Source organism: Pseudonocardia sp. 73-21, from assembly GCF_001899645.1.
In the GTDB taxonomy this organism is placed as follows: Bacteria; Actinomycetota; Actinomycetes; order Mycobacteriales; family Pseudonocardiaceae; genus Pseudonocardia.
In genome coordinates, this window is sequence record NZ_MKVV01000002.1 from 18,017 (window position 1) to 29,736 (window position 11,720).

The following is an 11,720-nucleotide window of genomic DNA, read 5'->3' on the forward strand; positions in this document are numbered from 1 at the left end:
AGATGACCGACTATGTCGACGCGGGCGCAGCCATCCCGCTCACGCAACTGAGCGCCGTCAAGGGAAGCGCACCCGCCACCGCGAACGTGGACTACGAGCGCATCCTCGACGCCCGTTCGGAGCCGCAGAACTGGCTCACCTACTACGGCACCTACGACGGCCAGCGCTACAGCGAGCTGAACCAGGTCACCAAGGACAACGTCAAGCGCCTGAGCCCCGCGTGGGTGTTCCAGGCCGGGGCGACGGGCATGCAGTCCGGCGCGTCGACCTACTCGTTCGAGGCCTCCCCGCTCGTCGTGGACGGGGTCATGTACATCTCGGGCCCGGACGGCAAGTGCTGGGCACTGGACGCGAAGACGGGCGAGGAGCTGTGGCGGTACAAGTACGCCTCCCCGTACGACGTGTCGCTGTGCTGCGGGAACGTCAACCGCGGCGTGGCCGTGGGACACGGCAAGGTCTACATGGCCACCCTCAACGCCCATCTCATCGCGCTCGATGCGACGACCGGGGAGAAGGTCTTCGACAGGACCATCGGTGACGTACGGGCCGGGGAGAGCCGCACGGTCGCGCCGCTGATCGTGAAGGACATGGTGGTCGTCGGGAGTTCCGGCGGGGAGTTCGGCAGCCGCGGCTGCCTGGACGCGTTCGACGCCGAGACCGGTGAGCGCCGCTGGCGCCGCTACATGGTCCCGAAGCCGGGCGAGCCCGGCGCCGAGACCTGGCCGGCCGACGGCGACGCGTGGCAGCGCGGCGGCGGGAACTGCTGGATCACCCCTACCTACGACCCGGAGCTGGAGCTGCTCTACCAGGGCACGGGCAACCCGGCACCGGACTTCGACGGCGCCGTGCGGGAGGGCGACAACCTCTACACCGACAGCATCGTCGCGGTGGACGTGAACACGGGCGAGATCCGGTGGCACTACCAGTGCACCCCGCACGACCTGTGGGACTACGACTCCACGATGGAGAACCTCCTGTTCGACGCCCCGGACGGGCGGAAGCTCCTCGCCCACGCGGACAAGAACGGGTACTTCTTCGTCCTCGACCGGACCGACGGCGAGCTGGTCCGGGTGTTTCCCTTCGCCGACCGGATCACCTGGGGTGAGATCACCTCCGATGGGAAGGTCACGCCCAAGGTGTACCCGGACGAGGAGGGCGTCCCGGTGCACTTCTGGCCGGGACCGGCCGGGGCCAAGGAATGGACCCACATGGCCTACAGCCGCCAGACGGGACTGATCTACGTGCCCGTCCAGGAGGTCGGGGCCACGGCCACCCGCCGGCGCCGCGAGTTCAAGGAGAGCATCCCGTACTGGGGCGCCGGCGTCGCCGTGGATCTCGAGGACTTCTACGGGTACGTGGCCGCCATCGACCCGATCTCCGGCGAGGAGAAGTGGCGGTGGCGCAACGAGTACCCGATGTGTGCCTCGACGCTGGTCACGGCGGGCGGGCTGGTGTTCCAGGGCACGCCGACGGGTGATTTCGTCGCCCTGGACGCCGAGACCGGCGAGAAGCTGTGGCAGTTCCAGTGCGGCAGCGGGCACCACAGCAGCCCCAGCACCTACAGCGTCGACGGCCGGCAGTACCTGGCGGTCCCGACCGGATGGGGTGGCTGGATCGAGGGGTTCCTGCCCGGGTTGCTCGGGGCCGCCGCGGGCGACGCGCTGTTCGTCTTCGCCCTGCCGGAGGACTGATCCACCACACACCCGCACGTCACGGAACGACCGCAGGGGAGGTGATCACGTGGAGCTCCGTACCGACTGGGAGACGCCCGACTTCGAGGAGATCGGTTGCGCACCCGAGGTGACGATGTACATCGCACGATCGGAGGCCTGAGGCCGACGGACGGGAGGGGCGCCGGGGCGGGCTTCCGGTGCCCCCTCCCGTCGGCCGGGAGGGAATCGGGGAACGGGACATGTGGCTGAGGGTGTTGGGGTCGGCGGCCGGGGGTGGCTACCCGCAGTGGAACTGCAGCTGCCCGACGTGCCGGGCGGTCCGCGGGGGCAGGGCGCGGGCGCGCACGCAGTCGTCGATCGCGGTGAGCCCGGACCGGGAGCGGTGGTTCCTGTTCAACGCCTCCCCCGACATCCGGGCACAGTTCGAGGCGTTCCCGGGCCTGCACCCCGGGGCCGACCGGGTCACACCGCTCCAGGCGGTGCTGCTGACCGACGGCGAGTTGGATCACACCCTGGGGCTGCTCCTGCTCCGGGAGGGACGCGGCATCCGCCTGCACGCCACCGAGACCACGTACGCGACGCTGACGTCGGGGACCGGGGTGCTGACCACGCTGGAGCGCTACTGCCCCGTCGAGTGGACACCCGTCGTCCCGGGACAGGACGTTTCGCTCGGCGGGATCTCCTACCGGGCCTTCGACGTCCCCACCGCGAAGCACGATCGATTCGGCACCGGCACCGACGAGGGCCGGGTCGTCGGCTACCGGCTCACCGACGAGGCCACCGGTGCCGCCGCGGTGTACCTGCCGGGTGTGCAGGAGCTCACCCCGGCCGTGCTCGACGAGCTCGAGGGCATCGACTGCCTGTTCATCGACGGCACGTGCTGGCACGACGACGAGCTGATCCGCCTCGGCCTGGCCGAGAAGACGGCCCACGACATGGGTCACCTCGCGCTCGGCGGACCCGGTGGCAGCCTCGAACAGCTGTCCCGGCTGCCGATCGAACGCCGGATCTACATCCACATCAACAACACCAACCCCATCCTGCTGGAGGACTCGCCGGAACGGCGCGAGGTCGAGCGGCGTGGGATGGAGGTGGCCCGCGATGGTCTCGAAGTGGAGGTCCAGTGACGACGACCATGATCGGATCGGACGAGGGTCTCGTGGAGCAACTGCGCGCTCATTCGCAGAGCTACCACAGCGCGCACCCGTTCCACCTGCGGATGAACAAGGGCGTCCTGCGCCCCGACCAGATCCGCGGCTGGGTGGCGAACCGCTACTACTACCAGGAGATGATCCCGCGCAAGGACGCCGCGATCCTGGCGAACTGCCCCGACCCGGTGGTGCGCCGGCGGTGGATCCGCCGCATCACCGACCACGACGGCACCGCCGACGGCGAGGGTGGCATCGAGGCGTGGTTCCGCCTCGGCGAGGCCTGCGGCCTGACCCGCGAGGAGATCGCCGACCACCGCCACCTCGTTCCCGGCGTGCGGTTCGCCGTCGACGCCTACGTGACCTTCGCCCGCAACCGGCCCTGGGTGGAGGCGGTCGCGTCGTCGCTGACCGAGCTGTTCGCACCGGACCTGATGGCCGAGCGCCTGGCCGCGTTCGAGAAGTACTACACGTGGATCGAGCCCGACGGCCTGGCCTATTTCCGGGCCCGGCTGTACCAGGCCCCACGCGACTCCGAGCACGCCCTCGAGGTGGTCACCGAGCACTGTCGGACTCCGCAGGACCGGGACGCCGCGGTCGCCGCGCTGTCGTTCAAGTGCGACGTGCTCTGGTCCATGATGGACGCGATCGACCAGGCCCATGGTGGCTGACGGCGATCGGCCGATACTGTCGTCGCACGTCCGGCTGCGCTTCGACCCGACCCGGGATCGGCACGTTCTGCTGGGTCCGGAGTCGGTGATCGTGCTCAACCCGACCGGCGCGGACATCCTCTCGCTGTGCGACGGGAACCGGACCGTGGCGGGAGTCGCGGCGGTGCTGCGGGAGCGCTACGACCGGGTCGTCGACGACGAGGTGGCGGCCTTCGTCGCCCGCCTCGTCGCGAGACGGTGTGTGGAGATCCACAATGGATAGACCTTTCGGACTGCTGGCCGAGCTCACCTACCGGTGCCCCCTGGCGTGTGCCTACTGCTCCAATCCGCTCGAGCTCGCCGCCTACGACGACGAGATGAGCACGGCGGAGTGGCAGCGTGTGTTCACCGAGGCCGCGGAGATGGGTGTGCTGCAGTGCCACCTCTCCGGGGGCGAGCCGCTGCTGCGCCGGGACCTGGTGGACCTGGTGCGCACCGCCGCCGAGCTGGGCATGTACACGAACCTGGTGACGAGCGCGATCGGCCTCTCGCGCAGTCGCGCGGAAGGTCTCAGGGAGGCCGGCCTGGACCATGTCCAGATCAGCGTGCAGGCCGACGAACCGGCCACGTCCGACCGGATCGCCGGGATCCCGTCGTTCGAGCGCAAGCTCAAGGCAGCCGCGGTGGTGAAGGACCTGGGCTGGCCGCTGACCGTCAACGTGGTGCTGCACCGGCAGAACATCGACCGGGTCGCCGAGATCATCGCGCTGGTCGAGGAGCTCGACGCCGACCGGATCGAGCTGGCCAACACCCAGTACTACGGGTGGGCGTGGCGCAACCGGGCCGCACTGCTCCCGAGCCGGGAGCAGCTAGCGGCGGCCGAGGAGATCGTGCGGGCCGCCCGCGTGCGGTTGACGGGCCGGATGGAGGTCGTGCACGTCCTGCCCGACTACTACAGCGAGTACCCCAAGCCGTGCATGGGTGGCTGGGCCGCACGGCAGCTCACCGTGGCTCCCAACGGGCACGCGCTGCCGTGCCCGGCCGCGCAGACCCTGCCGCTCCCCCGCGCGAGCGTCCGCGAGGAGCCGCTCTCGACGATCTGGGACTCGGCACCGATGTTCACCGCCTTCCGCGGCACCGACTGGATGCGCGACCCCTGCCGGACGTGCGACCGCCGTGAGCTCGACTTCGGCGGGTGCCGCTGCCAGGCGTTCCAGCTCACCGGCGACCCGGCCCGCACGGACCCGGTCTGTCACCTCTCCCCCGACCACGCGCTGGTGACCGCGGCGGTGGACGCGGCGAACGGGGAGCGGCGCCACGAGATCCTGATACCCCGGCCGCACCGGTCCTGACCATGGGCACCGACCGGGAGCACCGGCGCCGGACGTTGACCGCCTGGGAGCGCTTCGTCTCCGGCGAGGACGACGTGCAGGGGATCCCGCCGCCGATACTGCGGTCGTGGCACCGGTGTCGCGACGTGCACAAGATCGATCCCCTGCTCTGGCGTCCGACGACCACCACCCGGGGGCACAGCCATCGGCCGGCGCACCCCGGCGTGTTCGCCCAGCTCGGCGGGATCGCCTCCGCGCTCGCGGAGCACGGCGCGGGATGCCTGGCCACGGTCACCGACGGGGAGGGTCAGATCGTCGCGTCCTGGGGCACGCGTGGACTCCGCAGCTGTGCCGCGGACAGCGGCCTCGCCCCGTTCTTCAACTGGTCCGAGGCGGCGACGGGCACCAACGGCATGGGCACTGCCATCCTGCAGGATCATCCCGTCGTGGTCCGCGGTCCGGAGCACTGGTGCCAGGAGATGCACGGGTGGAACTGCGCCGGCGCAGCGGTCTACGACGCCGTGACGCGGGACCCCGTGGCCGCCCTGAACATCTCCCTGTGCTCGCAGGAGGACATCAGCGGCTACGCGAGCGGAATCGCAGCGGAGATGGAGCCCGTCAACGCCGGGCTACGCGAGCAGGCCGTGCAGGACGGCGTCACCATCTCGCGGGAGTTCACGAAGGCCGAGTCGACCTCCGTCGGCGGGTTGCTGGCGATCGACCTGGCCGGCAACGTCGTCGCCGGCAACGACGGAGCCAGGGCGTTGCTCCGGGATCTGCCCGCGGGGTTCATGGTGGATCCGGCGAGCCGCCGGAGGGCAGGGGGTGCGACGCTCCGCAGCATCGTCGGGCAGGCCGAGGGCAGGGCGGAGAGAAATCCCGACTGGATCGGATCGGCCGACCTCGGCACCCCCTTGGTCGGGCGCCCCGAGATGTTCTCGATGGCTCCCGTCCGCGTGGGCGCCGGTGTGATCGGGTGGCTGCTCTCCCACGACCCGGCGAGCGACGGCGAGGAGCTGGCCGCGCCCGCAGCCGGTGCGATCGGCCGGATCGCGGCCGTTCAGGGTGGCCAGGTACTGCTGCTGGATCCGTCGGAGATCCGCTACGCCGAGGCGAGCGGGCACGCGGTCTGGCTGATCACCGACGATGGGCGTGTCCGCGCGGCGACCCGCGGAATGGACAACGTCGACGCCGAACTGACGCCACGGGGATTCCTCCGTACCCATCGCAGCTATCTCGTCAACCTCGAACGAGTCCGCCGGGTCGACCACAGGAGCCGCGGGATTCTCACCCTGAGCACGGACCAGCAACGGGATGAGCGAATCCCGGTCTCCCGCCGGAGCTCGGCGAGGATAAGGAACCTGCTCGGTCTCTAGGCGGAATCACGAGCCGAAGAGGATCGGCAGCATGACGGCCGCTGCGATCAGCGCGACACCGCTGAGCAGATCCGCACGGATATGGATGAGTCGGGCGGCGAATCTGCCGAGTTGCAGCCCGAGCAACGACATCACGGCGGTCGTGATGCCGAAGACGACGGACGAGAAGACCGGGGAGAAGCCGAGCATCCCCAGGCTGGCACCGGCCACGAGATTGTCCAGGCCCAGCGAGAACGGGATGCCGAACAGCGCCCAGGGGTGGTCCAGCTCCTCGGCCTCGGGGTTCCGCATCGCGGTGATGAGGAGATACAGGCCATAGGCGCCGAGTACCGCCGATCCGACGTATTCGGCATATGATCCGATCACGTCACCGACGGCACTGCCCACAGTCAGACCCGCCAGTGGCATCACCACGTCCCAGAGCCCGAAGGCCAGGGCTATCTGGACCGCTCGACGGAAGCCGAACGGCACTGTACCGAGCACGATCGCCACGCGAAAATTGTCGAGACTGAGCAGAAAACCGAGGCCGATTACCTCCCAGATCATGCGGCCCCCCTGTCGAACCCATTGCTGAACCGAATGCTATACATCCGCGCGGCGCCCTGCAAAGCGTGCCCGAAAAGCGTCGTCACAGTCGTCGTTCGTGACACGAATACGACCGTTCGTGCCACAACCCGAGCGGCGACCGGTTGGGGGCCATGAGCCCTGTCTCCCGGGCGGGCAGCCCTCTGGCAGGGTGAACACATGACCGCTTCGAAGCCCACCGTCGACCCCTACGACGGCCCCGCCCCCACCGACCTCGTCATCGAGGAGCTCGCCACCGGCGACGGCGCCGAGGCGCGCGCCGGGCAGACCGTCGAGGTGCACTACGTCGGCGTGGCCCACTCCACCGGCGAGGAGTTCGACGCCTCCTACAACCGCGGTTCCACGTTCCGCTTCCCGCTCGGTGCCGGTCGCGTCATCGCGGGCTGGGACCAGGGCGTGGCCGGGATGAAGGTCGGCGGCCGCCGCAAGCTCGTGATCCCCCCGCACCTCGGCTACGGCGACCGCGGTGCCGGTGGCGCCATCAAGGGCGGCGAGACCCTGATCTTCGTGGTCGACCTGCTGGGCGTGTCCTGAACCTGCTGATCCTCTCCGACACCCACGTCCCGGTGCGGGCGAAGGACCTGCCCGCACCGGTGTGGGAGGCGGTCGACGCCGCGGACGTGGTGATCCACGCCGGGGACTGGATGTCGGCCGACCTGCTCGACGCGCTCGAGGCCCGCTCGGCCCGTCTGGTCGGGGTCTGGGGCAACAACGACGGTCCCGACCTGCGCGAACGCCTGCCCGAGGTGGCCCGCGTCGAGCTGGACGGCGTCCGGTTCGCCGTCGTGCACGAGACGGGTGCGGCGCAGGGGCGCGAGAAGCGCTGCCAGAAGGCCTACCCGGACACGGACGTGCTGGTCTTCGGCCACAGCCACATCCCCTGGGACACGACGGCGGCGAACGGTCTGCGCCTGCTGAACCCCGGCTCACCCACGGACCGCCGCCGCCAGCCCACCCACACGTGGATGACGGCGGAGACGACGCCGGGGCGCCTGGACCAGGTCACCCTCCACCACCTCTGACCCGCGAGTCGGCGGTTTCCCGTCCGCGAGTCGGCGGTTTCCCGTCCGCGAGTCGGCGGTTTCCCGTCCGCGAGTCGGCGGTTTCCCGTCCGCGAGTCGGCCCTTTCGCGTCCGTGAGTCGGCGGTTCTCCGCCTCCGGTGACGCCGTGGACCGCCGACTCGGCCACCCGGAAGTGCCGACTCGCGCACCTGGATGTGCCGACTCGCGCGCTCGGAAGTGCCGACTCGCGGGGTGGGTCGGTGGGGTCAGACCGTGATCGTCGATCTCGAGGAACGCGTGGTCGAGGGAGCTGCGCGGTCGGTCCTGCTGCTCCGCGATCGTCATCGTCGCGGCCAGGTGCGCGGGGATGTCGACGTCGGAGGGCTCACCGGGGGATTCACCGTCATGGGTGAGACATGCATGCTCTTTCACCCTTCCGCGGAGGACGGCGGCGAAATGGTGGGTGAACAGTTGGTCGGAATCCGACTTCCAGGCGGAAGGTACAATAACGGGTATGGGTGAATCGCGCGACGGTGTGGAGCTGACCAGCCTCGACAAACCCCTGTTCGACGATTCGGGTGCCACCAAGCGCGATCTCATCGACTATCTGGACGCCGTCGGCGACCGCATCCTGCCGGTCCTGCGCAACCGTCCGCTCTCGGTCATGCGGGTCCGCCCCGGGCAGGCCCCGTTCATGCAGAAGAACACGCCGAAGTACGCGCCGGACTGGATCGCCACCACCACGGTGTGGGCGCAGACGTCGCACCGCGAGGTCGCCTACCCGCTGTGCGACGACCGGCGCACGCTGCTCTGGTTCGCGAACCAACGGTCGATCGAGTTCCATCCCACGCTCATCGAGGTGGGGGCCGAGCACCCCAGCCACCTCGTGATGGACCTCGACCCGCCCGACGGTGGCACGTTCGACCACGTGGTTCGCGCCGCCCGGCTCGTCGAGCGGGCGCTGGCCGATCTCGGGCTGGACGGCGCGGTGAAGACGAGCGGCGCCAAGGGCCTGCACGTGTTCGTGCCGATCGCCGGCACCTCGTTCGACGACGCCGCCGCGGCCACCCGGGCCCTGGCCGCCCGCGCCGAACGCCTCGACCCCGGGGTCGCCACCACGGCGTTCATCAAGGACGACCGGGAGGGCAAGGTCTTCCTCGATCCCACCCGCGCGGGCGGGGCCACGGTGGTCGCGGCCTACAGCCCGCGCATCCGTCCCGGCGTGCCCGTCTCCTTCCCCGTGACGTGGGCCGAGCTCGACGACGTGACGCCAGCCGACTTCACGGTCCACACGGCCGTCGAGCGGCTCGGGGACGCCGACCCGTGGCGCGACCGCATGCCCGCCCCGCAGCCGCTGCCCGCCGACCTGGTGGCGGAGGGCCACACGATCCCGGTCCCCCGCGTCGTGGCCATGCACGAGGGGAAGCGGCGCAAGCGGGCCGCCGGCGGGTAGATCGACCGGCCGTCGGGCACCCGGCGGTGGGTGCGGAACGCCGCCTTCGCCGGCCCGGGCTTCGCCGACGCGGGGTTCCGGCCGGAGCGACCGGTCCTCGCACAGCACGTCTCGGTGCCGGACCGGATCTCCGGCGGTTCCTGTGGCGGGTCGCGGCCGCCCGGGACGCGGTGCGGAGCGGTTAGGGTTCGTCCATGGTCACCGAGATCGCTGATTTCACCGTCCTTGCCGACTCGCAGGAGAAGTTCGCCGACGCCGTGGCGGAGGGGCTGAAGTACGTCTCCGACACCCCCGGGTTCCGCTCGGCGCGCCTCACGCGCAGCGCCGAGACGCCCACCCGCTTCGTCCTGCTCATCGAATGGGACAGCATCGAGGCCCACACCGTCGGGTTCCGCGAGTCGGAGAACTTCGGCCGCTGGCGCGCGGTCGTCGGCCCGCACTTCGACGGAGCCCCGAACGTCGAGCACTTCGACGAGGTCGTGACGCACACCACGCCCTGAGAGGCCCCCTGAGAGCGCACTGAGGAACGACGCGCGGAGCGCACGCGCTGTCGCATAACGTCGGTCCGTGCACTCCCTCCTGCGTGGCCTGCTGGCGTTGACGCTCGCCGCGGCCGCCACCGTCACCGTGACGGCCCCGGCGAACGCCGCCACCACCCCGGCCGTGCAGGAGCAGCGGATCGACGTGCCCGCCGGTCCCGGGGCGACGGGCACGATCGCGCTGGACACCTCGCTCTACCTGCCCACCGTCACCCCCGCCGCCGCGGTGCTGGTGGCCCACGGCTTCGGCGGGAGCAAGGCCTCGGTCGACACCGACGCGAAGGACCTCGCAGCCCGCGGCTTCGTCGTCCTGACCTGGTCGGCGCGCGGGTTCGGCCGCAGCGGCGGGCAGATCGCGCTCGACTCCCCCGACTACGAGGTGGCCGACGCGAGCCGCCTGGTCGACTGGCTGGCCCGGCGCCCCGAGGTGCAGCAGGACGGTCCGGGCGACCCCCGCGTGGGCGTCACGGGCGGGTCGTACGGCGGCGCGCTGTCGCTGCTGCTCGCCGGCTACGACAAGCGGGTCGACGCCATCGCGCCCGTGATCACGTGGAACGACCTGAACCAGGCGCTGTTCCCCCAGACCGCGGCCGCCGCGGTGGCGCCGGAGACCACACCCGCCGCGGGCGCGTTCGCCCCGGGCGGGGTGTTCAAGCGCGGCTGGGCCGGGATCTTCTTCTCCGCCGGGGCGGGCCCCTCCGCGGGAGCGCGCGACACAGCACCGACCACAGCACCGACCGCCGCACCGACCGCCGCACCGCCCGGCACGAACGCCACCTGCGGGCGCTTCACCGCCCAGGTCTGCGCCGCCTACACCGAGGCCGCGACGACGGGCCGGCTCTCACCCACCACCGCGGCGCTGCTGGCCCGCTCCTCCCCCGCCACCGTCACGAACCGGATCACCGCGCCGACGCTGCTGGTGCAGGGCGAGACCGACACGCTGTTCGGGCTCGACCAGGCCGACGCCAACGCCCGCCAGATCGCCGCGAACGGCACCCCGGTCAAGGTCATGTGGTACTCCGGTGGTCACGACGGCGGCGCCCCCGACCAGGGCGTCCGCGACACGATCGGCGCCTGGCTCGACCACTACCTGGCCCGCAAGGGCGACGCGCCGGGCACCGGCTTCTCCTACGCCGTGTCGAGCGGCATCCGGGCCGGGGCCACGGTGGCCACCAGCCGCACCGTCCAGGCCCCCGCCTACCCGGGCCTGCCCGGCACCGCGCCGCTGGTGACGCAGCAGCTCCCGCTCACCGGTGACCCACAGCCCGTCGTCACCCCCGCCGGCGGCAACCCGGCCGCCATCACGTCGCTGCCGGGCATCGGCTCCGCACTCGGCGCGGTCGCGGGCCGGCTCGCGGCGGCCACGGCCGTCCCGGGGCAGTCCGCGCAGTTCCGCACCGCGGCGTTCGCGTCCCCGACGACATTGACCGGCGCGCCGCGCGTCACCGTCACGGTCGCCCGGGTGCCGGGGCAGCCCGCCCCGGCGGAGGCGATCCTGTTCGCGTCCACCTCCGAGCTCGCCGCCGACGGCACGCGCACGCTGCTGGGCAGCTCCGTCGCCCCGTTCCGGGTGGCGGTGCCCGCCGACGGCTCGCCCGTCACGCTCACCGTCACGCTGCCCGGGGTGGTGGCGCCGATCGAGGCCGGCCACACCCTGGCGGTGTCGATGGCCACCACCGACCAGGCCTACGCGGGCGGCACCGATCCGGCGGTGTGGCGGGTCGGCGTCGTCGGCGGGCTGACGATCCCGACCGTCACCGGGGAGGCCGTCTCGGCCAGCACGGTGCCGCTGGGCCCGGCGATCGGGATCGGTGTGGTGCTGCTGATCGCCCTCGCCCTGTGGATCGGCGCGCTCCTCCGACGCCGGCGCCGCACGACCCACACCGTCGCCGACCCGGACGCCCCGCCGCTGCAGATCCGCGACCTCGCCAAGACCTACAAGGGCGGGTTCAGCGCGGTGAGG

The 11,720-nt window shown here is 71.4% G+C and carries 13 protein-coding genes; 12 read left to right on the forward strand and 1 reads right to left on the reverse strand.

Annotated features, from left to right (window positions below):
* Positions 1-2: 2 nt before the first annotated feature.
* The 7 genes from BGP03_RS00410 to BGP03_RS00440 all read left to right on the forward strand — a co-directional run bounded on the left by BGP03_RS00410 (position 3) and on the right by BGP03_RS00440 (position 6,178).
* Positions 3-1,691, forward strand: a complete 1,689-nt coding sequence (locus BGP03_RS00410; RefSeq protein WP_296376957.1) for a PQQ-dependent dehydrogenase, methanol/ethanol family — start codon at positions 3-5, stop codon at positions 1,689-1,691.
* A 49-nt stretch (positions 1,692-1,740) separates the two neighbouring features.
* Complete coding sequence (pqqA, locus tag BGP03_RS00415; protein WP_296376955.1) at positions 1,741-1,833, forward strand: pyrroloquinoline quinone precursor peptide PqqA; 93 nt, start codon at positions 1,741-1,743, stop codon at positions 1,831-1,833.
* Between the two features lie 79 nt (positions 1,834-1,912).
* Positions 1,913-2,800, forward strand: coding sequence for a pyrroloquinoline quinone biosynthesis protein PqqB (gene pqqB, locus BGP03_RS00420; protein WP_296376954.1), 888 nt, complete (start codon positions 1,913-1,915; stop codon positions 2,798-2,800).
* Positions 2,797-3,492, forward strand: coding sequence for a pyrroloquinoline-quinone synthase PqqC (pqqC, locus tag BGP03_RS00425; RefSeq protein WP_296376952.1), 696 nt, complete (start codon positions 2,797-2,799; stop codon positions 3,490-3,492). The genes pqqB and pqqC overlap by 4 nt, the downstream gene beginning before the upstream one ends.
* The gene (gene pqqD, locus BGP03_RS00430) at positions 3,482-3,754 is read left to right on the forward strand and encodes a pyrroloquinoline quinone biosynthesis peptide chaperone PqqD (RefSeq protein WP_296376950.1); all 273 of its coding nucleotides are present in this window, start codon (positions 3,482-3,484) and stop codon (positions 3,752-3,754) included. The genes pqqC and pqqD overlap by 11 nt, the downstream gene beginning before the upstream one ends.
* Positions 3,747-4,823, forward strand: coding sequence for a pyrroloquinoline quinone biosynthesis protein PqqE (gene pqqE / locus BGP03_RS00435; RefSeq protein WP_298798657.1), 1,077 nt, complete (start codon positions 3,747-3,749; stop codon positions 4,821-4,823). The genes pqqD and pqqE overlap by 8 nt, the downstream gene beginning before the upstream one ends.
* Before the next feature lie 2 nt (positions 4,824-4,825).
* Positions 4,826-6,178, forward strand: a complete 1,353-nt coding sequence (locus tag BGP03_RS00440; RefSeq protein ID WP_298798659.1) for a DNA-binding protein — start codon at positions 4,826-4,828, stop codon at positions 6,176-6,178.
* A 6-nt stretch (positions 6,179-6,184) separates the two neighbouring features.
* Here BGP03_RS00440 and BGP03_RS00445 read toward each other — a convergent pair whose 3' ends face one another.
* Entirely contained in the window at positions 6,185-6,724 is a 540-nt protein-coding gene (locus tag BGP03_RS00445; protein ID WP_296376944.1) for a manganese efflux pump, read from the reverse strand.
* Positions 6,725-6,922: 198 nt separating this feature from the next.
* Here BGP03_RS00445 and BGP03_RS00450 point away from each other — a divergent pair, with 198 nt between their 5' ends.
* The 5 genes from BGP03_RS00450 to BGP03_RS00470 form a co-directional block, all read left to right on the forward strand.
* On the forward strand, positions 6,923-7,297 hold the full coding sequence (locus BGP03_RS00450; RefSeq protein WP_296376942.1) for an FKBP-type peptidyl-prolyl cis-trans isomerase: 375 nt from the start codon (positions 6,923-6,925) through the stop codon (positions 7,295-7,297).
* Positions 7,294-7,785 (forward strand): metallophosphoesterase, encoded by a 492-nt coding sequence (locus BGP03_RS00455; RefSeq protein WP_296377036.1) that lies wholly within the window; start codon positions 7,294-7,296, stop codon positions 7,783-7,785. Before BGP03_RS00450 ends, BGP03_RS00455 begins: the two co-directional genes overlap by 4 nt.
* 494 nt (positions 7,786-8,279) lie before the next feature.
* Positions 8,280-9,218, forward strand: coding sequence for a non-homologous end-joining DNA ligase (ligD, locus tag BGP03_RS00460; protein WP_298798916.1), 939 nt, complete (start codon positions 8,280-8,282; stop codon positions 9,216-9,218).
* A 194-nt stretch (positions 9,219-9,412) separates the two neighbouring features.
* Positions 9,413-9,718 carry an antibiotic biosynthesis monooxygenase family protein gene (locus BGP03_RS00465; protein ID WP_296367114.1) on the forward strand — a complete coding sequence of 102 codons (306 nt, stop codon included), beginning with the start codon at positions 9,413-9,415 and terminating at the stop codon, positions 9,716-9,718.
* A 67-nt stretch (positions 9,719-9,785) separates the two neighbouring features.
* Positions 9,786-11,720 (forward strand): alpha/beta fold hydrolase (locus BGP03_RS00470; RefSeq protein WP_299734996.1); only part of this gene is annotated, 1,935 nt, incomplete at its 3' end.